The organism is Acinetobacter sp. YH12201 (genome assembly GCF_013418145.1).
In the GTDB taxonomy this organism is placed as follows: Bacteria; Pseudomonadota; Gammaproteobacteria; order Pseudomonadales; family Moraxellaceae; genus Acinetobacter.
Genome location: NZ_VPCP01000012.1, coordinates 1 through 20,877, shown reverse-complemented (window position 1 = coordinate 20,877; position 20,877 = coordinate 1). Strand labels below are relative to the sequence as shown.

General features: G+C 41.2%; 17 protein-coding genes. 11 read left to right on the top strand and 6 right to left on the bottom strand.

Annotated features, from left to right (window positions below; genetic code table 11):
- Positions 1-12: 12 nt before the first annotated feature.
- Entirely contained in the window at positions 13-1,674 is a 1,662-nt protein-coding gene (gene baeS, locus FTU91_RS04190) for a sensor histidine kinase efflux regulator BaeS (protein ID WP_086197516.1), read from the bottom strand.
- 134 nt (positions 1,675-1,808) lie between these two features.
- On the opposite strand from baeS, the gene FTU91_RS04185 reads away from it, so the two are divergent.
- From FTU91_RS04185 to FTU91_RS04175, 3 genes are all read left to right on the top strand, one after another.
- Positions 1,809-2,432, top strand: coding sequence for a hypothetical protein (locus FTU91_RS04185; RefSeq protein ID WP_086197517.1), 624 nt, complete (start codon positions 1,809-1,811; stop codon positions 2,430-2,432).
- Positions 2,433-2,729: 297 nt separating this feature from the next.
- Positions 2,730-4,532, top strand: a complete 1,803-nt coding sequence (locus FTU91_RS04180) for an acyl-CoA dehydrogenase C-terminal domain-containing protein (protein WP_180081087.1) — start codon at positions 2,730-2,732, stop codon at positions 4,530-4,532.
- A 169-nt stretch (positions 4,533-4,701) separates the two neighbouring features.
- Positions 4,702-6,483: an acyl-CoA dehydrogenase C-terminal domain-containing protein gene (locus tag FTU91_RS04175; protein ID WP_180081085.1), complete on the top strand. Its 1,782-nt coding sequence runs from the start codon at positions 4,702-4,704 to the stop codon at positions 6,481-6,483.
- Between the two features lie 69 nt (positions 6,484-6,552).
- Here the strand turns inward: FTU91_RS04175 and FTU91_RS04170 are convergent, their stop codons facing one another.
- On the bottom strand, positions 6,553-6,762 hold the full coding sequence (locus FTU91_RS04170) for a hypothetical protein (RefSeq protein WP_180081083.1): 210 nt from the start codon (positions 6,760-6,762) through the stop codon (positions 6,553-6,555).
- Positions 6,763-6,926: 164 nt separating this feature from the next.
- On the opposite strand from FTU91_RS04170, the gene FTU91_RS04165 reads away from it, so the two are divergent.
- The gene (locus tag FTU91_RS04165; RefSeq protein ID WP_086197521.1) at positions 6,927-7,424 is read left to right on the top strand and encodes a phosphate-starvation-inducible protein PsiE; all 498 of its coding nucleotides are present in this window, start codon (positions 6,927-6,929) and stop codon (positions 7,422-7,424) included.
- 77 nt (positions 7,425-7,501) lie between these two features.
- On the opposite strand, the gene FTU91_RS04160 is transcribed toward FTU91_RS04165, so the two are convergent.
- Positions 7,502-7,960, bottom strand: a complete 459-nt coding sequence (locus tag FTU91_RS04160) for an RcnB family protein (RefSeq protein ID WP_086197522.1) — start codon at positions 7,958-7,960, stop codon at positions 7,502-7,504.
- Positions 7,961-8,144: 184 nt separating this feature from the next.
- Between FTU91_RS04160 and FTU91_RS04155 the strand changes: the two genes are divergently transcribed.
- The gene (locus FTU91_RS04155) at positions 8,145-8,597 is read left to right on the top strand and encodes a hypothetical protein (RefSeq protein ID WP_180081081.1); all 453 of its coding nucleotides are present in this window, start codon (positions 8,145-8,147) and stop codon (positions 8,595-8,597) included.
- A 100-nt stretch (positions 8,598-8,697) separates the two neighbouring features.
- Here FTU91_RS04155 and FTU91_RS04150 read toward each other — a convergent pair whose 3' ends face one another.
- Both FTU91_RS04150 and znuD read right to left on the bottom strand, forming a co-directional pair.
- Positions 8,698-10,161, bottom strand: coding sequence for a phospholipase D family protein (locus FTU91_RS04150; protein WP_180081079.1), 1,464 nt, complete (start codon positions 10,159-10,161; stop codon positions 8,698-8,700).
- A gap of 107 nt (positions 10,162-10,268) precedes the next feature.
- The gene (gene znuD / locus FTU91_RS04145) at positions 10,269-12,311 is read right to left on the bottom strand and encodes a zinc piracy TonB-dependent receptor ZnuD (RefSeq protein ID WP_180081077.1); all 2,043 of its coding nucleotides are present in this window, start codon (positions 12,309-12,311) and stop codon (positions 10,269-10,271) included.
- Between the two features lie 142 nt (positions 12,312-12,453).
- On the opposite strand from znuD, the gene FTU91_RS04140 reads away from it, so the two are divergent.
- The 4 genes from FTU91_RS04140 to FTU91_RS04125 all read left to right on the top strand — a co-directional run bounded on the left by FTU91_RS04140 (position 12,454) and on the right by FTU91_RS04125 (position 16,568).
- On the top strand, positions 12,454-13,218 hold the full coding sequence (locus FTU91_RS04140; RefSeq protein ID WP_180081075.1) for a DUF4184 family protein: 765 nt from the start codon (positions 12,454-12,456) through the stop codon (positions 13,216-13,218).
- Positions 13,219-13,380: 162 nt separating this feature from the next.
- Positions 13,381-15,171 (top strand): aspartate--tRNA ligase, encoded by a 1,791-nt coding sequence (gene aspS, locus FTU91_RS04135; protein WP_180042860.1) that lies wholly within the window; start codon positions 13,381-13,383, stop codon positions 15,169-15,171.
- A gap of 118 nt (positions 15,172-15,289) precedes the next feature.
- Positions 15,290-15,511, top strand: coding sequence for a hypothetical protein (locus tag FTU91_RS04130; RefSeq protein WP_086197527.1), 222 nt, complete (start codon positions 15,290-15,292; stop codon positions 15,509-15,511).
- A 184-nt stretch (positions 15,512-15,695) separates the two neighbouring features.
- On the top strand, positions 15,696-16,568 hold the full coding sequence (locus FTU91_RS04125; RefSeq protein WP_180081073.1) for a lysophospholipid acyltransferase family protein: 873 nt from the start codon (positions 15,696-15,698) through the stop codon (positions 16,566-16,568).
- Between the two features lie 152 nt (positions 16,569-16,720).
- On the opposite strand, the gene FTU91_RS04120 is transcribed toward FTU91_RS04125, so the two are convergent.
- On the bottom strand, positions 16,721-18,703 hold the full coding sequence (locus FTU91_RS04120) for an acyltransferase family protein (protein ID WP_180081071.1): 1,983 nt from the start codon (positions 18,701-18,703) through the stop codon (positions 16,721-16,723).
- A gap of 170 nt (positions 18,704-18,873) precedes the next feature.
- Here FTU91_RS04120 and FTU91_RS04115 point away from each other — a divergent pair, with 170 nt between their 5' ends.
- Entirely contained in the window at positions 18,874-19,968 is a 1,095-nt protein-coding gene (locus FTU91_RS04115) for a glycosyltransferase (protein ID WP_180081069.1), read from the top strand.
- A 13-nt stretch (positions 19,969-19,981) separates the two neighbouring features.
- The gene (locus FTU91_RS04110; RefSeq protein ID WP_180081067.1) at positions 19,982-20,767 is read left to right on the top strand and encodes a polysaccharide pyruvyl transferase family protein; all 786 of its coding nucleotides are present in this window, start codon (positions 19,982-19,984) and stop codon (positions 20,765-20,767) included.
- The last annotated feature ends 110 nt before the right edge of the window (positions 20,768-20,877 follow it).

Sequence of the window (20,877 nt, the reverse complement as noted above, 5' to 3'; positions counted from 1 at the left end):
AATGTTATTCCTTTATTTGTTCAATTGTTTTGGGAAAGTCAGTTTGCAACGCAAACCACCTAATGGAGAATGATCAAAACTCAACTGTCCGCCCATTGCCTGCGCAATTTTACCAGATAATGCCAGTCCTAAACCTGTACCACCGGTACTGCGGGTGCGGGAATCATCCACACGATAGAAACGCTCGCCTAAACGTGCCAACTGTTCGTCACTCAAGCCAAGTGGACTGTCATCCAGGATCACACTCCAATGGGTGGCTGATTGCTCGGTATGCACACGAACCTCACCGCCTGCTTCAGTATAACGAATACTGTTACCCAGCAAGTTGACCATAATTTGTTTAAAACGATCTATATCTAATTGTAAATTCGCACCTTCACCCTGCACAGAAATGGATAGATCGGCTTGGGCAAATTTAGGCTTGAAGTTTTCAACTTCCTGCAACACTACAGTCCACGGATTGACTTCCGCCATATAGCATTTAAGCTGCTGTGCTTCAGCCTGAGCCAAATCGGCCAGATCTTGAGTGAGCTTTTTCAGGCTGGTGACCTGACGCAGCATCGATTCAAAATGTTCCGGCGTCGGTTTACGAATACCGTCCTGCATCGCTTCAATTTGTGCTTGCAGTACCGCCAAAGGTGTTTTTAATTCATGTGAAGTATCCGCCACCCACTGACGGCGTGAGGTTTCATGTTGATCCAGAATGACGGCAAGATGATTCAATTCTGTCGATAAATCACCCAGTTCATCATTGCGGTTAACCGTCACCTGATGCTGAAAATTACCTTTGGTCAGTTCACGGGTCCCTTGCAGCAAACGCTGAATTGGCGTTTTAAAATAAGTGGCCAACAATAAAGCTGCGATCAGGCTGGTCAGGAAAGTTAAACCGTACACCAATAATAAATAACGTTTTTGATTACTAAAAAAGTTAATACTTGAAGCATCATCCTGATCCAGCACCGGCTTCAAGCCTAAATAACCAACCACCTGGTTATTCACCATAATCGGACGATATGACACTGGAATATCGGATGGCTCACCCACCACAAACTGTTTTTTGGCATCATATAAAGACAAGCGAGAACTTAAGCCCAAACGGTCCGGCAAAGAGATAAACTGTTTTTTCTTAGCTTGACTGGATGTTGTATCGGCGGGTTTATCTTCAGTTTTCCGGTCAGAGCGGAAGATATTTTGATTGGCACTGAGTGGAAATTTAAGTCCTTCAAAAGGCTGATATTCGGAAGGTAAATTTAACTTGATGAGGCGCAATTCTTCTGCATCTAAAATCGGTTTGCTCTGCCCGGTTTTATTTAACCCCGGAGAAACGCTGATCAGGGTATTTTCCTGAAAATAACGCTGCTGCAAAGCAATATCATATTGACGGCGTAACCACCAGCGAGACAGACGGTCATAGTCATCCGGTGCAGCAGTGCCTTCTATTTGCAGGATTTGCGCCTGAATGGCATTACCCCAGTCATGATAAACTGCATAGACGCCTGCCAGATTACTGATTACATGATCCAGTTTCTGCATTTCGACATCGGCCACATAGCGGGCAAAGTTCTTTTGCATGGTCCAATGCAATACCCCCAGACTCACCGTCGTAATCACTAGGGTGGTGAGCAACACAGTCAGGAACAGGCGTAAGGCAATCGGAACACGGCGAATCTTCAAAAGTGAGGTCTCAATCTTTTTCCCAATGGATTATTGTAACCAACCCGGTAAAAAAAAACTCTCCATTGTTTCTTCATCATTATTGTTTAATCTTTAACTCATCAAATTTCATTTTTTCATTGGAGATAACAACAATGAATTCCATGACAAAAATAGCTTTAGTGAGCGCAAGCCTAATCAGTATGGGCGCTTTAACAGCCTGCCAATCGACCAACACGGTTCAGGATAAAGATGGCGACCACCCGCGCATGATGCGAGATCATCATCAAAAGCATGAGCGCAACATGACACCCGAACAGCGTGAGCAGTTCCAGCAAGCCCGAGCCGAACGCCAGCAAATAATGAGAAGCATGAAAACAGCCTGTGAGAGTAAAGCCGTTGGTTCGGCGGCACAAATCAAGGCGGGTGAAAAAACCATTAATGGGACTTGCGTGATGCTCTTCACTCCTGATCGTGCAGAGATGAAGAAAATGTGGCGCGAACATCGTACCATGCAGGGGGAAATGAAAGGTATGCCTATGATGCAATACCATGAACCCCTGACTGATGCCAAACGCGCAGAACTGACCAAACAATTTGATCAGCGCCTGGCAGAACATCAAGCGCATCAGCAAGCCGTGTTCAAAGCCTGTCAAGGCAAAGCCAATGGTACTGCGGTACAAGTCAAAGTCGGCACCCAGAGCATGAATGGCACATGCGAAGTTCGCTTCCAGCCTAAAGCACCTGCCGCGCCTGTAATGGCGAAACCAGCATCGTAAAAAAATCCATCCGAAGACAAAAAGGCGCAACTCTGCGCCTTTTTTATTGTTCATAAACTTTTACGTTTTTGACTATTTATTACATCGAATAAAACATAAAAGCATTTACACTCAACATACTTAGCACTTTCAAAGCAAAAATCTTTGACTTTACAGTCACTAAGAAAAGGCATGGAACCGCTTGTACCAAGTAAGAAGATGTTGCACGATTGAGCCATACAAATACGTGTCATAGAAGGCACGTTCCAATGTTTATTAGGATTATAAGCTGGTTAAACCAGTATTGAGGAAACCGATATGCCACAATACAAAGCGCCCTTACGTGATATGCAATTTGTTCTACATGAATTGTTAAATGCTGAACAACATTATGCAAACCTGCCTGCATTTTCTGACACCGTAAGCCGTGAATTGGTTGATCAATATCTAGAAGCTGCGGCTGACTTCTGTGAAAATGAATTGTCTCCAATCAACCAAAGCGGTGACCGCGAAGGTTGTACCTGGAATGATGGTGTAGTTACTACACCTACTGGTTTTAAAGAAGCCTATCAAAAATATATCGAGTTGGGTTTCCCATCATTATCTGCTGAAGAGCAATACGGTGGTCAAGCCTTGCCTGTTTCTTTAGGCAACGTGATCTCTGAAATGGTGGGTACTGCAAACTGGGCATGGGGCATGTACCCTGGCCTTTCACACGGTGCTGTCCGTACCCTAGAACATCACGGCTCTCAAGAACAAAAAGATACTTACTTGCCTAAGCTGGTTTCAGGTGAGTGGACCGGTACCATGTGCTTGACAGAATCTCATGCTGGTTCAGACTTGGGGATTATCCGTACCAAAGCTGAACCGAATGCAGATGGCAGCTATGCAATTTCTGGCGAGAAAATCTTTATCTCTGCTGGTGAACACGACATGGCAGAAAACATTATTCATATCGTGTTGGCGCGTCTTCCGGGTGCACCGAAAGGTACTAAAGGGATCTCTTTATTTATCGTGCCTAAATTCAGCCTGAATGCAGACGGTTCTTTAGGCGAGCGCAATAGCGTTCGTTGCGGTTCAATTGAACACAAAATGGGTATTCATGGTAACGCAACCTGTGTACTCAATTTTGATAACGCAAAAGGCTTCCTGATTGGCCCTGAAAACCGCGGCTTAAACTGCATGTTCACATTCATGAACACTGCCCGTATTGGTACTGCGGTACAAGGTCTTTCAGCTTCTGAAGGCGCGTTCCAAGGTGCATTGGCTTATGCTAAAGACCGTTTGGCAATGCGTTCACTTTCAGGCGTTAAAGCGCCAGAAAAAGAAGCAGACCCAATTATTGTTCACCCTGCTGTACGCAACATGCTATTAACGCAAAAATCTTTTGCTGAAGCTGGCCGTGCATTGGTTTACTTATTGTCTTTCTATGCAGACACGGTAGAGCAAGGTGCAACTGAAGAAGAACGTAAAGCTGCGGACAACATGTTGTCACTACTTACCCCGATCGCAAAAGCATTCTTGACTGAAACCGGTTCTGAATCTGCGAAACACGGTGTTCAAGTATTCGGTGGTCACGGTTTCATCTCTGAACACGGTATGGAACAGATTGTTCGTGATACACGTATCGCTTGCTTGTACGAAGGTACCACTGAAATTCAGGCGCTTGACTTGCTAGGTCGTAAAGTTTTGGGTACTCAAGGTGCAATGTTGAAAGACTTCACCAAAGTCATCCATAAATTCTGCGAAGCCCACAAAGACAATGCTGCAATGAAAGAATTTGTTGAACCACTTGCTGCTCTGAACAAAGAGTGGGGTGATTTGACTATGCAGATTGGTATGCGTGCAATGCAAAACCCGGATGAAGTTGGCGCTGCTGCAGTAGATTACCTGTACTTCTCTGGCTATGTAACGCTTGCTTACCTATGGGCTCGTATGGCACTTGTTGCTCAAGAAACATTGGCTGCTGGTACAACTGACGTAGATTTCTACAACGCGAAAGTGACTACTGCCCGTTTCTACTTCAAGAAAATTCTTCCACGCGTTCGCTCACACGTTGAGGTGATTGCGGGTGGCGTTGAGCCATTACTGGCTTTAGATGCTGAACACTTCGCATTCTAAGTACAGGATTTTTAAACTGAGGTGAGAAAAAGGACAGTCATGTTTTTGGCAGTCCTTTTTCTTTATCAAATAAACAAAAAAATTAACCTTTAGTCGTCTAACCACATGAATTTTCATCTATTAGACTGATCAAACCGAACTGAATCAAACAATAAACAGGTGACTCACTATGCCAATCTATAATGCACCTCTTGCAGATATGAAATTCATTCTGAATGATGTTTTCAATGCAGAACAATTCTGGCAAGCCAATGAAAATCTTGCTCATGTTGATGCAGCAACAGCTGAAGCCATTCTTGAAGAAATGGCGAAATTTGCGCAAAACGTGACTTTGCCTTTAAACCGTACGGGTGATGAAGAAGGCGCTAAAATTGAAAATGGCAATGTGACGACCCCTGCGGGCTTTAAAGAAGCTTTCAAACAATATGCAGAAGGCGGCTGGATTGGTCTGGGTGCTGACGCTGAATGGGGCGGTCAGGAAATGCCAAAAATGCTGACCGTGCTTTCTGATGAAATGCTGTTTGCAACCAACCCATCTTTTATGCTCTACCCGCTTCTGTCTGTGGGTGCAGGTATGGCATTAAACAGCTATGCTTCCCAAGAGCAAAAAGAAACTTACCTGCCTAAAATCTACTCTGGCGAATGGTCAGGTACCATGTGCTTGACCGAGCCACATGCAGGGACTGACTTGGGCATTATCAAAACCAAAGCAGAACGCAATGAAGACGGCACTTATAACATTACCGGTACCAAAATTTTCATTACCGGTGGTGACCACGACCTGGCTGAAAACATCATTCACCTGGTCCTGGCGAAAACGCCAGATGCCCCTGCCGGTTCCCGTGGTATTTCACTGTTTATCGTACCGAAATTCCTGGTCAATGAAGATGGTTCTTTGGGTGAGCGTAACCATGCAGGTCCAGGTTCAATCGAACATAAGATGGGCATTAAAGCCTCTGCAACTTGCGTGATGAACTTTGATGGTGCCAAAGGTTATCTGGTCGGTAAAGAAAATGAAGGCTTGGCTGCCATGTTTGTGATGATGAACTATGAACGTCTGTCTATGGGGATCCAAGGTCTGGGCGCTTCTGAATTTGCCTATCAGAATGCTGCGCAATATGCGACTGACCGTCTTCAAGGTCGTAGTGCTTCTGGGGTGAAATCTCCAAATAAAGTGGCAGACAGCATTTTGGTCCATGGCGACGTGCGTCGTATGTTACTGAATGCGCGTGCTAACAACGAAGCCTCTCGTGCCTTTGCGGTGTATGTTGGTCAACAGCTCGACATTACCAAGTTCTCGACCGATGCCGAAGCGGTAAAAAAAGCCAATGACCGTGTTGCGCTATTAACCCCAATCGCAAAAGCTTACCTGACCGATACTGCATTTAACGCAACTTTAGATGCACAAATGGTTTTCGGTGGTCATGGCTTCATTCGTGAATGGGGTATGGAACAATGTATCCGTGACTTGCGTATCTCGCAGATTTACGAAGGGACCAACGGCGTGCAGTCTCAAGACTTGATCGGCCGTAAGACCATTAAATGTGGCGGTGCATTCATTGCAGAATACATCCAGGAAATCCGTGATTTTGCCAATGGCCTGGATGCGGATCTGAACTTCATTAAAGATGCTACTTTAGATGCAGCAGCAGAAGTTGAATCGGTAACGCAATATATTCTGCAAGCCAGCAAAGAAAATATCGACTTCTCGAATGCAGCAGCAGTGGATTATCTGCATGCGGTGGGTCTGCTTAGCTTCTCTTACATGTTTGCAAAAATTGCTAATGCAGCAAAAGCCAAAGACGGCGAGTTCTATCAAAATAAATTGTCGCTGGCGCTTTATTTTGTACAACGTATTCTGCCTGAACTTGCAATGCGCATTACTAAAGTAAAAGCCGGTGCTGAAGTGGTCATGAACTTCTCTGAAGACTACTTTACTAACCAGGCTTAATCCTGCACAAAGATAAGCAATAAAAAAACGCCTGCAAATGCAGGCGTTTTTTATGACTCAAGATATCAATTAGATTTTTTCAACAATAATGGAATCTGAAACTTTTTTATTACTCTGTGCATCTGGATTAATTTTCACAATTTTAATTACGCCCTCGGCTTGTAGATGTTTGCATAACGTAACCAGCTTGTGCATTTCATCCATTTTAACCCCTGAACCCAAAATAAGTTTTTTGCCATTTTGTAAATTATCAATTTTTGTTTGAATTGTTGCTAACATTTTCTTTTCCCTGATCAATGAAATAACCCTTCATACATTACATGAATTTCGTATAAAAAAAATACAATCACTTAATTTTTTATTCTTTAATGTGCATGAAACTTGCATACTATTTAATAATCAATTTCATACAAACAATCATTCAAGATACAGGAGGAAAAAAGATGTCAAAACCTGATAGCAAAGTTGAAAAAATTGAGACCCTCCTCGACCGTTTCGGAAATATTGCCGTAGAAAGTTTTCACTATATTGCCCTGTTTATTATTGGCTGTATGGTGATCTGGTCTGCCGGACATACGGTATTTGAAATTTTAACCATTAAACAGTTTGCGACCATCGATGATATTCTGCTGCTGTTTATTTATCTTGAACTGGGCGCCATGGTGGGTATTTACTTCAAAACCAATCATATGCCGGTACGTTTTTTAATTTATATTGCCATTACGGCTCTGACTCGTTTACTTATTTCAGATATCCAGCATGACCATAAAGCCGATATGGATCTGGTGATTATTACCGGTTCAATCCTGATCTTGGCATTTTCGATTTTGGTGGTGCGTTTCTCTTCCTGGACCTACCCGTCTGTGATTCGTGATAAACATTCAGAAAAGCCACTCCCTGCAGATAAAACTCCACAACCGCAAGATGATGAATTAGCTTAATATGTTAAAAGCCCCTCTTTTTAAAGATGAGCCATATATGGCGCAAGAGGGGAGATTGAATCATTAAAAATGAATCTTTAACGATTCGGCACCAACACATAACGACCATTTTCAAATATCCAATGGCTGCCAGTCGGTGGTGCAGGCAAACCCAAACGTTGCCAGTCGGAGATAAAGGTCGTGTTTGAACTTTCAATTCGGGCGGTTCTCGGATCACCATTCACCCAGCTATAGCTTTGAGAATTGTGTGTAATGGTCGTGGGTGCCTGATATTGAATGCTGATGCCATTCTGAATGGTCGGATAATTCTGATGATGCGGTGGACGCTGCGGATAATTCAGGTAGTGCTGTGGATAATGTTGCTGCTGATGTGGATAGTGATTTTGAGGATAACTATTTTGCGGATAATAAGGACGAGGCTGGTAGCGAGTAGTATCTACCCCACGATAATTTGACCAGCGATTTTCTGCTTGCGTTGTTGCAGAAGCCCCCAAGAGCATCATACCAATCAAAGCACAAAGAGCTGTTAATTTCATAAGAGCCTCCCACCATACATTATAAAGCTTATTGTAATTCCTAGTTTAGGATAAAAAATGAATAAAAAAACAGCAAATGCAAAGTTTTGTAAATGAAATATTTCTCGAGTTTTCTCTTGAGACACATCCCGGCTCAAATGATGAATATGCTAAAATGCAGTTTTTTATTATGGGATCAAACAGAGTGTCTGATTTAAGTTTTGACCGCCTACATCAATTCTTTTGCAAGGTTCCAAGTATTCAAGAATCTTTAATTAATGCCTATGGTTCAGATGGTCAACATGCCTGGTGGTTTAAATTTCAAATCAATGTGGAACATCCTCTGGCATGGCAAACCGTACAGGAACTGGGTCATGTATTAAATTACATTTCCAAGAATGAACGTTTACCGACACAGTTTTTGCCGGTTTCTCCGCCACCTTATATGAATGGTGAAGCCAAAGAGTTTTTGGCTTGGGTCATTCAGTGCAATCATCCCGATTTTTCACCTGATGTGGTCTGTGACTGGTTAGAAGCACGTTTACCGCAGCCGGTTGAAGATGAAAGCCGGTGGAAAATTAAAACGGATTTAAAAGAGCTGGATAAACTCTCTGACAAAGATCTGGATCAGATGGTTCCGCCTAATTCTCAACAATAAAAAATCGCTTGATTACCTCTCCCTTGCGTAGCAGTGCTACTCATCTCCTGAAAGGAGAGGGAACTCCTTCTCCCTCTGGGAGAAGGTTGGGATAAGGGACTTAAAACGTCGACAATCCGCTCCACTCCATAAAACGGTAAATTCCATATTTCAATGTCGATTCATCTGCATATTGCCTGTAATCGACACTCATGTTTTTGCCATTCAAATTGGCCCAAGCCGTATCAAAATAAGCTTGAGCATCAGTAAATACAGGTGCTTGTGATGAACCAACCACCCGAAAATTGGTTTCCAGATTATAGTTTTTGATGTTGCGCGCAGTGAAATTGGCTGAACCCAAAATCAGGTCAGACTGCTGTGCATTTGATTTAATAATCATCTTGCTATGACATTGTTCACCTTGGGTATTGCACCAGCGTACCGGCACACCCGCATTATTCAGTTCAGAAGCCACCTGGCGGTTAGGAATACCATTTTTTTTACGCCCAAACGCATCCTTATTCGGATCAAGCAGCACACGGACTTTTACCCCACGCTCATGTGCAGCAATCAGGGCTTTGACAATATGCCGTTCAGACAAATAGAACATGGCCAAATCAATCTGCTCTTTAGGCTTGGCAGTTTCAATCAGTTTGAGTGTTGCATCGTAAATTGCTTTTTCAGTCAGCACCTGAACTTGAGGTAAAGACCGATCCCCTTCAAACTCGCCAATAATGACCATCGGAATATCACCTTTGGACATCCGGCCTACAGCCTGTTCGGTCTTTAATACATCAATGGCTGTATTGCCCGTTACCAGCAAAGCCACATTAGAATGACGTGAACTGCCATCATGCGGATTGGCTGAAGTCACCAAAGCTTTCCAGCCCTGAGCCGTATCCACCACCAGAGTTTTACGGTGATTGGCCTTAAAATTAAACAGATTAAAATAACTGCGCAGGGTAATTTTTTCCTGACCAAACGGATTGGCAAGCCAGCCTTTTTCAGGGTTATTGCCGGCATCCTGACAACAGAGATACCAGAAGCCAGACCATACTGGATTGGATGCACGCAGCGGTCTTAAATCCGTTTCAATCACGTCAATGCCTGCGCTACGTAACTGACGATAATGCTCGGGCGCAAGACCACCATAGACTGAATTAATCGGGTCGGTAATCACCTTAATTTCAATATTGGGCTGCACACCGCGTTTTAAAATCAAGGCATCCGTGAGTTGTTGCGCCAATGCCTGATGAGATAGCGTTGACTCGCCGACTTCACTATTGAACAAGAACATGTCCAGTACAATGGTGGTTTGCGCTTCATCAATCAATTTTAACATTTGATTAAAAATATGATGGTTTTGCTGCTGTTTTCCACTTGCATCCAGATAGGTTTGATCTGCAATAAACTTCACCTCGGCATGACGTAACTTACCGGTAAAATTCAGGCCTTCAGGCAAGGGTTTATAGGTATGATAAATGGCCGATGAGAGATATCCCAATGCCAGCAAACCGATGATCACGCCGGCATAACGACGGCCTGACCAATTCAATTTCTGATGAATTCGTTGAAAAATACGCATAACAAAAAACCTAGTCCAATATCATCAGACTAGGTTTTATTGCTTGATTTATCAAGAGGATTTCTGTTTCACCTGCTTGAATCAGCAGATTTCAGGATGACTTTTGCCTAGAAACCGAATTCTAGACCAACAGTAAAGTTACGTCCCACTTGCGGAATATTCGACAGGAATGAAGCATGTGAATAAACTTGATCATCCAGCAGGTTATTGGCTTTAAAGTAGACACGATAAGTATTTTTATCAGCAAGAGTATTGGCATAACTCAAGCCCAGATTAACCATGTTATAGCCCTGAGTTTCATCCTCATAGCTGGCAATTTTGTCCTGATTAAACACATGGTAATACTCAGCCAGACCCGACCAGTGATCGTCAAAGCTTGCGTCCACTTTGGTACCTAGACGACCTGCCGGAACACGAGGTGCATTTTCATTCTCGATTTTGCCACGCACATAATCCCCAAACACACCCACTTTGTAGGTATCGTTTAGAGTATAAGAGGCCGCTGCTTCGGCTCCATAGAACTTGGCTTTGTCTTGGGTATATTCAACTAGGCGGAAATCTTTAAAATTATCCAGGGTTTGGGCATAAATATAGTGATCAAACCAGTTGTGATAGGCATGCACATGATAATCCAGCGGACCGTTTTCATAATGCAGACCAAGCTCCAGATTATTGGATTTTTCTGCAGCCAGATTTTCATTGCCGCGTTCATAAGTGTTGGTCGCGAAATGTTTACCATTGGCATACAGTTCTTGCGCCAAAGGCAGACGTTCTTGATGAGAACCGACCAGCGATAATTTATAGTTGGGTACAAATTCCCAGTTCAGCGCGCCTGAGTAGGAAAAACCATAATCATCAAAGTCTTTTTTATCAGAATCGATGTCAATTTTTTGCTGATCCACACGTGCACCGAGTTCAACATGTACATCATCAAACTGTTTATGTTCTAAGGCAAACAGACTCCACTTCCGGGTTTTAGTCGGATCCAGCAAAGCTTCTTCACCACTAATATCCAGCTTTTGCTGATTATATTGAGCACCGATCATCCCTTCCCAGTTTGCAATCGGATTGTGGACCAATTCTAAACGTGCATCATAGCCTTTGCTTTTAAAGGTGGTTTGCGCAGCATTCTCTTCAATTTCATCATGCTTGTAATCGGTATAGCTGGCATGGGCACGAAGCTTTTGAAACCCGGCAAAAGGATCATTGAGTTCGGTACGGAAATCATAACGTTCGGTTTTCAAATCGACCCATGGTCCCGCTGCATGCTCTTCATGCGTATGCCCGGGTTGCTGGCCACAGCCAATTAAGGCATTACCGGACACCTGACAATCTTCATATTCATGACTATGCCCCGGCAAGCCATACTGGTCCTGACGGTTACTGTATGAAATGCCGCTAAAGCCTCGGTCATGAATCCAGGACAATCCAACATTGACCGTTTCACCTTCAGCAAAGGTATTCCCGACACGGCGTTCTTTTTCTAATTCGCCTTCATGATCATGGAAATAATCTGGTGCAATATAGTCATTGGCTTTACGTTTTGAACCTTCAACCCGTAACGCAACCTGATCGGCTAAAGCAACCGTGACACCCGCACTAGCGAGTTTTTCATCACTACCCGTGTTGTAACGTAAGCCTAGCTGACCTTCATAACCCTTTTCAGGCATTTGCGTTGGAATTTTATTATCTGTGACATTGACCAAACCACCCACTGTTCCTGCGCTATACAGTAAAGTCGATGGTCCACGAATAATCTCAATCTGTTTTGCCAGAATTGGATCAACCGTCACCGCGTGGTCAGGCGACAAGGTCGAAACATCCGCAGTTTCAGAAGCATGTTGCAGAACTTTAACACGCGCACCATCTTGCCCGCGAATCACTGGACGGCTTGAACCTGAACCATACTGGTTCGAAGATACCCCAAGCTCACCTGCCAAAGCATCACCAATGGTCGTACTGCCTTCGGCAAGCTTTTTATGATCAATGACCTGATCAGCCACTGCAAAATCTGCAGCCGACTGTACCAGGGGATGTGCCTGCAATTTGAGGGTGGCAAGTTGTTGAGTCTGAGTATCCTCATCAGCAAAAACAGCAGGTGCAATGACGGCAAAAATAGAGAGTGTAATTAAATTCTTATGAATAAGCATGGAACGGACTCAAGGCTGCAATTTCTAAATAATGTTATAATATAACATTGCATTTTTTTTGCAATCTTTTACGATAAACAGCTACATATTTTATTAGAATGTTTTTGAATACTTTTTATCGCATTAAAACATTATTTTATTTATGCCCTTTACCCTATCTCATGCTGTCCTTGCCCCACCCATTTCCTACCTGACTGGAAACCGGCTTCCGGTTGCCGCACTGGCGATTGGCTGCATGGTGCCAGACCTTTATCGTCTGTTTAGCCAGGATCATTCCAATACCACTCATTTATGGTCCTCCCTGATTCATCCAGACTTGTGGATCGGGCTGGCTTTTTGTGCCATCTGGTATCTGATTTACCGGCCGGTGATCTACCGCTTTCTCGGTATCCGGCATGAACTGAATATCACCAGCCTCTTTGCAGCATTTAAGTTTTTTACAGGAGTCTGTCTGGCCGTGATGCTGGGTACAGCAACCCATCTGATTTGGGATGGTCTGACCCATGTGGATTTTCGTACCTTTGCCTTGCATGACCTTCTCAGTCAGCAGTTTCAGATTTTAGGACAAAGCTATCCCCTGCACCGCATTTTGCAGCTTGGGAGCTCCTTTGCAGCCCTGCCATTTATTGTATGGATGAGCCTGCATTACTATCGGTGCCATCGGCAATCCCTGGCCCTTAGCCAAAAAATCAAAGTTTTTGCTTGGGGCTTATTCGGACTGTCGATCCTCACTGCCCTGTTCTCGGTCTGGGACTATATGCACTATATTCCTGATGAGGTGTGGCAATCTGAGCTGTATTATTTTACCGGCCGTTCCATCAATGAATTCAGTCAAGGCTTTTTGATGGTATTTAGCCTGGGCTGTTTACTGTTTTTATTTCTGGACCAGAATCGGCGCATGGGCTAATCAAATAGCCCACTTTCCGCTTATTCACTTTAAATTGTTGCTGTTTTTGTCTCAAGTTCTTGTGACTATATGCCCAAAGAGGCATAATTCAACATTCGAAAAAAGCGGTACGCTGTTTACGTATACGCTGACCTTAACCCATATAGTTGGATTTTTTACGCTATGATGCGAACTCATTACTGTGGCTCATTAACTGAAGCCCAAATTGACCAAACCGTAACATTATGCGGTTGGGTACACCGTCGCCGTGACCACGGTGGTGTTATCTTCCTTGACATGCGCGACCGTGACGGTCTTGTTCAAGTGGTTATCGATCCAGATACACCAGAAGCATTCTCAACTGCGGACAAGGCACGTTCTGAATTCGTATTAAAAATCACAGGTCGTGTACGTCGCCGTTATGAAGGCACAGAAAATGCCAACATGGTGAGTGGTCAAATCGAAGTTTTAGCCAAAGACATCGAAGTTCTTGCTACTTCTGAAACGCCTCCATTCCCATTGAATGATGAAAATACCAACATTTCTGAAGAAATCCGTTTGAAATATCGTTTCCTGGATATTCGCCGTCCAGAAATGTTAGATCGCCTACGTTTCCGTTCTAAATTGACCAACCTGATTCGTAACTACTTCGAAGAAAATGGTTTCTTAGACGTTGAAACTCCGATCTTGACCCGTGCTACTCCAGAAGGTGCCCGTGACTATTTAGTACCAAGTCGTGTTTCTAACGGTAGCTTCTACGCACTTCCACAATCGCCACAGCTGTTCAAACAGTTGTTGATGGTAGGCGGTATTGATCGTTACTATCAAATTGCTAAATGTTTCCGTGATGAAGACTTACGTGCTGACCGTCAGCCTGAATTCACCCAAATCGACGTTGAAACATCGTTCATGAGTGACGATGACATCATGGATTTGATGGAACGTTTAACTGTTAAGATGTTCGATGAACTTCTTGGCGTGAAATTCGACAAATTCCAGCGCATGACTTATGCAGATGCAATGCGTGACTATGCATCTGACAAACCAGACTTACGTATTCCTTTGAAACTTGTTGACGTTGCAGACATGATGCAAGACGTTGAGTTCAAAGTATTCGCAGGTCCTGCCAAAGATCCTAAAGGTCGTATCGTTGCGCTTCGCGTACCGGGTGCTGGTTCTCTTCCACGTAGCCAGATTGACGAATACACTAAATTCGTGGGTATCTACGGTGCAAAAGGTTTGGCTTACATTAAAGTCAACGAACTTGAAAAAGGCATCGAAGGCCTTCAATCTCCAATCGTTAAATTCATCGAGCCAATCGTACTTGATTTGTTGAAACGTGTTGGCGCTGAAAATGGTGACATCGTATTCTTCGGTGCAGATAAAGCTAAAGTTGTAAACGATGCAATGGGCGCTTTACGTATCAAGATCGGCCATGACATGAACATGGCGACTTGTGAGTGGGCTCCGCTTTGGGTGGTTGACTTCCCGATGTTCGAAGAAACTGACGATGGCAAATGGACTTCTGTTCACCACCCGTTCACACTGCCAAAATCAAGTGTTGAAGAAGTGAAGAACAATCCAGGCCAAGCATTGTCTGTGGCTTATGATATGGTATTGAACGGTACTGAAATCGGTGGTGGTTCACTTCGTATCTATACGCTCGAGATGCAAAAAGCGATCTTCGAAGCACTAGGTATTTCTGAAGAAGAAGCAGAAGAGAAATTCAGCTTCTTGCTGAATGCACTTAAATTCGGTGCACCTCCTCACGGTGGTTTGGCATTCGGTCTGGACCGTCTTGTCATGTTGATGACAGGTTCATCTTCAATCCGTGACGTGATTGCATTCCCGAAAACCAAAACTGCTGAATGTCCGTTGACTCAAGCACCAGCACCAGTTGAAGGCAATCAATTACGTGATTTGGGTATTCGTTTACGTGAAAAACCAAAAGCTGAAGCTCAACAAGAAGTTTAATTCTTGCCTGATTCAGTGATCAAAAACCCTGCTTGATGCAGGGTTTTTTATTGAATTGAGATTGATTCCGGGTAGTGGCATAATAATGCTGTTTTTTTATTATTGAGTTAAACAAGCTATGGCTATGCGTCCCGCTGTTCGTAATCGTGGCATTATGCTCATTGTGTTTTCTATTGTACAGTGGCTATTTATGCGTTATATCCTGGCCAATGACTTATTTAACATGGATACTAATCAACGTATTCTTTATTTTTGTGTAAGCAGCCTAGGTGGGGCCTTACTTATTTTTGTCGGCTTAATTTATATGGTTTTAAAAGGCAACGCCGACAAAGCCGAATAACTCCCTTCTTTAGCCACTGACTGGTGACATTCCTCAGTGGTTTTATCTTGTTTTATTTTGTGCTGAAAATATTTAACTCCTGATCTGTGATTTAGACATGGGGCAGCAGCATCCTTGCTGTAATAAAACTCTTTGCAAAATTTTCTTCTTATAACCAGTCTAGTTTTCAAAGAGTTACGCCATTATGTATTTTGTCCTCAAAGTCATTTCCCGATTTCCGTTGTCTTTTTTACAGCTTCTGGCATCCTGCATTGCAATTCTGCTGTACTCCTTCAATTCCTCACTCAAACGAATTACTGGCATCAATTTAAAGCTGGCTTATCCAGAACTGGATGAAACAGCCTACCAGGCTCTCCTCAAGAAAAGCTTAAAAAGTCAATGCATGACCTATATAGAATCAATCAAATGTTGGGGTATGCCACCTGAATACAGCTTAAATCAGATCAAAAATATTTACGGAGAACAGCATCTTACAGAAGCCTTAGCCAATAAAAAAGGCGTTATAGTTGTGGTTGCACATTTGGGCTGCTGGGAGCTTTTAAATGCATGGCTGAATTTACATGCCGCCCCGATGATCATGTACAAGCCCAATAAGCATAAAGCGGTGGATCGCTTTATGCTAGAAGCGCGCCAGCGATTGAATGCCACGCTTGTCCCCACCGATGAAAATGGCGTGCGTGCCATCTTTAAACATCTGAAGCAAGGAGGTTTAACGGTCATTTTACCGGATCATCTTCCTAAAGCATCGGGAGGTATTTATTCAGAATTTTTTGGGCAAAAGACCTTATCTACTACGCTGGTGTCAAAACTGGCCAGTAAGACCCAATGCAATATAGTGAGCCTCAGTTGTATTCGTGATGAAACATCAGGTTTTAATGTGTATTGCTCACCACTATCCGATCAGATTTTATCGAAAGATTTACAAACTTCAGTGGATAGCCTAAATCAAAACCTTGAAAGTATGATTAATGTTGCACCTGAGCAGTATGTCTGGTCTTATAAGCGGTTTAGAAAGGTTGAAGGGAATAAAAATCTTTATACATCAAGCACTATATAAATAGCGATGCTATCTTGCCATTCGTAAGCATACAATCATGCTGATTTTTTAGTGGTTCAGTGGTTCAGTGGTTCAGTGGTTATTTATATCCTATTAGATTTATCAATAACCCTGAAAAACCTGGGTTATTGATAAATAAATAGCATTATTAGCTATCTTGTTTTAAGAGGATTTTCTTGTTGTTCCGAATATTCTCTGCCTAACTCTAAAGCTCCATAATAAGATAAATGATGATTGTCTTTATCTCGATATAAAGGAATATCATTCAAACTAGTCTGACACTCTGTTTGATCACATAACAGCGGATTAAGATCAACAATTTCAAGCTTTGGAAATTGAGTCTTTAAGCGTTCAAGAATTTCTAAATACTGTCGATCCCGAGATTTTATTTCCTTAGCAGAGGTTGTGCATTTTTTAGACAACCCAAGCGATTTTACTCGTGCTTCACAATTAGCTTTGACCTTCTTCAATTCAGGCACATCTAAAATTACAACGACTCTATCACTTGCTTTTGAAATGTTTTTAAATGCCCGCCGCATTCCATCTTCAAATACTTCATGATTAGGCCTGCCAGTGCCGTCTGACAGTTTGACATTATCACTTAAATAAGTTGAGAAATAACCTGACACTACAGCTATTGAATAGTGATGATCTTGCAATAATTTAGTCAAACTGTCATTTCTTGTTTTGAAATGAGATAAAAGAACATATTCATCATTGGCTCGTCTTTCAAACAATTCTATCTGAGGTAAATATAACGTTGTGCTTTGCGTTGGATCATATCCTCTCAAACCTAAATCTTTTGCCCAAAAATCCACAGCTCCTGCTAAGCTATTCGCATGTGAATCTCCAAGCAATATTAGATCAATATTGTTCTTATTTTCATTACCTAAAATACATAACGATATATCAGGCAAAATTGCTTTGTCCTTCGGAGCATCATGACAATCCTTCCTCACTACATGTGCAGCTGACTGAAGTGCTATCACTTGACGATTTACATTTTCATCAAACCGTTCAGGCAAACCATGAGTATATTTCACAACTCCTGCTATAGCAGAAAGCCCCATACTTGGTAATAAAAAGCCTAATACAATGACTTTTTTATTGGACCATATCATCCACTTCCTTGCTGGGACTTCAATATACTTATAGGTAAAATAAGCCAAACTTATTGTTGTGACAAAAATCAAAACTTGAGTCATTAACCCTATTTCTATTAAATAAATATTACAAAAAACAATGAGAGGCCAATGCCACAAATACATGGGATAAGAAATTTTTCCAAACCAAACAGAATAGGAATTACCTAAGATAAAACTTTTTTTATCCGAGATCTGACTTAAATAGATAATAAGCGCTGTAGCCAGACAAGGAATCAAGGCATTCAAACCTGGAAATTTGGTCAGCTGATTAAACATCATCGCTGTTGCGAATAAGCATATAACACTTGAGTAAATACCAATTTGTATAAGAGTTTCTTTTAATTTTATTTTTGGCAAAAAGCAAATCAAAGCCCCTAAAAACATTTCACAGGCACGAACTGGCATTTTATAGTAGGCTTTACCGGCATTTTTCAGTATTTGTTGCTCTGCATAAAATATAGACAGCATAATTAAACTTATTACAATCCATATTAGCCATTTTACATTTATTTTTTTTATCAAAAATAATAAAAGTAAGGGCCAAAATAGATAAAACTGCTCCTCAACCCCTAATGACCATAAGTGAAGTAAAGGAACCTCCTCTACACTTGTTGAGAAATATCCACCAACCTCTTTACGCATGTATACGTTTGCCATTAAGAAAGTTGAATAAATTACACTCTCAAAATAAGACATCAACTCATGTGGAAGCATAAGTAAAGAACTGATAATAGAAACTACCGCAAGCATGGTAAAAAATGCCGGTGCGAGCCGGATCACCCTTTTTTTGTAAAAGTGACCTATACTAAAGTGATCTTCCCGCATTTCTTTATATATTATGGATGTAATCAGATACCCAGAAATTACAAAGAAAATATCTACCCCAATAAACCCACCCTGAAATAAACTGACATGAAGATGGTTAAAAATAACAAAGAGAACTGCAATTGCCCTTAAACCATCTATATCAGCATTGTACTTTATGCTCATATATGACTAATCAATCAAAATTTTGCTTATTCTATTCGCTTGATAACCATTTACAATGATCAATTTATTTATTGAGGTACCCCCCCTAAAAATAATAGGATCTAAAAGTAGAATTTACAAAAAAATTTGACCTGATATACTTGCCACATTAGTATGTAATGACTGAGAAAATGTCAAAAATCTTATTTATTATTGACCACTTAGGTTGTGGTGGAGCGGAAAGAATAACTTTACAATTAGCTGAATATCTAGCAACTCATAAGCATAGCATTCATTTAGCAGTGTTAAATGGCAGATTGAATCATTATCACTGTACAGCTAATATAGCTTATACTGATTTACAGCTATGTGAATCTTTTGCATACGGCAAAATGTGGAAAAATAAAGTATTATTGCCCGATGAAAAAACAAAAATCGATACTTTACTGACAAATAATTTTGACTTAATTATTACAGGCTATAACAATGGCCATTGGTTAGCACCTTATCTAAAAGGTAATGTATGGCATTGGATTCATGGGGATCTTTTAGAATTTAGAAAGTTCAATAATCCATTAAAGCAAATTAAAGAACATATTCGTTTTTTCAAGAATAAACGCAAATTTTCTAAATTATTTAAAAATAGAAATTTGATTACAGTAAACCGTGACCTAGAATCTAAAGCTCAAACCTATACTCAACCAAAATCAACAGTCACCATTGCAAATGGGGTACAAATATCAGATGACCTTATTGCTCAATCTCCATACACCGAAAAAAAATGGGATGTGATTTTTGTAGGACGTTTGGTTCCAATTAAACAAGTAGATCATGCAATTAAAGCATTTTCCATGAGTAATCTGAGTGGTAAAATGGCAATTGTTGGAGATGGGTCTGAGCGCCAAAAACTTGAAGCGCTCACCAAAGAACTTAACATCTCTGACAGAGTTGACTTCTTAGGTTGGGTAGATGAACCTCATACACTGATGTTACAAAGTAGATGTCTTATTATGTCGTCTCTGTATGAAGGTAGTCCTGTAACATTAGCTGAAGCAATTTTTCTTGGATTACCAATTTTTAGCTATAACTCTTCCTCTGGTATTCAGGATTTATCATGCCAAAATTGTGATGCTTTAAAACTTTCTCCAAAGCAGAATATTAATTTGCTGGCCCGAAATCTAGCAAAAATATCTATTGTTAACACATACTACTGCAAAGATTGTTATAAAAAAATTCATTTAAATCAAATGTCTAAACAATTTCTTAAATTAGCTCTTTCATCGTAATTAGGTTATAGATATGTTTTTCAAAAAAAAATCAGAAAATACAAATATACCAAACAAATTCTATCAAATATCAGAGCATCAGTTAGATGAAAAAGAGTTAATACCACTTTTTTGGTGGGATGAGAGTAAAAATTTTGGGGATTGGATTGGTCCATATTTGGTGAGCCAATTAACCTCCAAAGCGGTCTTTAATACTAAACAATTTCCAGTGATTAATAATAATTTTTTCACTGTTGGCTCAATCTTAGAGCATCTTCCAACAAACTCAAACAACTTGCATATTTGGGGTTCAGGTCTAATCCAGCCTATTAGTAATAGTAAAAACCTATTAAAAACACTAAAAACTTTAAAAAATTTGAATATTCATGCTGTTCGTGGTGAGCACACGCATCATGAGTTATCTAAACATCTCAAAGTTTCAATTCCTCAAGTGTATGGTGATCCAGCTATTTTAATGCCTGAGTTTTATATACCCTCTAGTTTGCAAAAACTGTATAAGATTTCAATTTGTCCACACACTACTCAACGTGAACTTTTTAATAATCTTGATAAAGACTTTCATATTATCGATGTTGAACAAGATATTATTAAAGTGATTGATGAAATATGCCAATCTGAAATATGTATTAGCGCATCTCTACATGGACTAATAATCGCACAAGCATATAACATCCCATGGGTTTGGATTGATATTTCAGATAAAAAACTATATGGGCAGCATTTTAAATTCTATGATTTTTTCAGCACATTAAATATATCTAATCCTATTAATCCTTATACTTTTGTAAGCGTCCGCTGAACACACCTTCTGAATTCATCCTATAAGCCTTAATTTAGTCCCCACTTAGAAACAAGTGGGGACTTAAATTTATGACTACAAATAATCAGACATCCATCGCATCTCTTGCG

Coding starts and splice junctions, on each gene's coding strand:
- FTU91_RS04185 (WP_086197517.1), top strand. CDS start 1,809: ATGAATTCCATGACAAAAATAGCTTTAGTGAGCGCAAGCCTAATCAGT.
- FTU91_RS04180 (WP_180081087.1), top strand. CDS start 2,730: ATGCCACAATACAAAGCGCCCTTACGTGATATGCAATTTGTTCTACAT.
- FTU91_RS04175 (WP_180081085.1), top strand. CDS start 4,702: ATGCCAATCTATAATGCACCTCTTGCAGATATGAAATTCATTCTGAAT.
- FTU91_RS04170 (WP_180081083.1), bottom strand. CDS start 6,762: ATGTTAGCAACAATTCAAACAAAAATTGATAATTTACAAAATGGCAAA.
- FTU91_RS04165 (WP_086197521.1), top strand. CDS start 6,927: ATGTCAAAACCTGATAGCAAAGTTGAAAAAATTGAGACCCTCCTCGAC.
- FTU91_RS04160 (WP_086197522.1), bottom strand. CDS start 7,960: ATGAAATTAACAGCTCTTTGTGCTTTGATTGGTATGATGCTCTTGGGG.
- FTU91_RS04150 (WP_180081079.1), bottom strand. CDS start 10,161: ATGCGTATTTTTCAACGAATTCATCAGAAATTGAATTGGTCAGGCCGT.
- znuD (WP_180081077.1), bottom strand. CDS start 12,311: ATGCTTATTCATAAGAATTTAATTACACTCTCTATTTTTGCCGTCATT.
- FTU91_RS04140 (WP_180081075.1), top strand. CDS start 12,454: ATGCCCTTTACCCTATCTCATGCTGTCCTTGCCCCACCCATTTCCTAC.
- aspS (WP_180042860.1), top strand. CDS start 13,381: ATGATGCGAACTCATTACTGTGGCTCATTAACTGAAGCCCAAATTGAC.
- FTU91_RS04130 (WP_086197527.1), top strand. CDS start 15,290: ATGGCTATGCGTCCCGCTGTTCGTAATCGTGGCATTATGCTCATTGTG.
- FTU91_RS04125 (WP_180081073.1), top strand. CDS start 15,696: ATGTATTTTGTCCTCAAAGTCATTTCCCGATTTCCGTTGTCTTTTTTA.
- FTU91_RS04120 (WP_180081071.1), bottom strand. CDS start 18,703: ATGAGCATAAAGTACAATGCTGATATAGATGGTTTAAGGGCAATTGCA.
- FTU91_RS04115 (WP_180081069.1), top strand. CDS start 18,874: ATGTCAAAAATCTTATTTATTATTGACCACTTAGGTTGTGGTGGAGCG.
- FTU91_RS04110 (WP_180081067.1), top strand. CDS start 19,982: ATGTTTTTCAAAAAAAAATCAGAAAATACAAATATACCAAACAAATTC.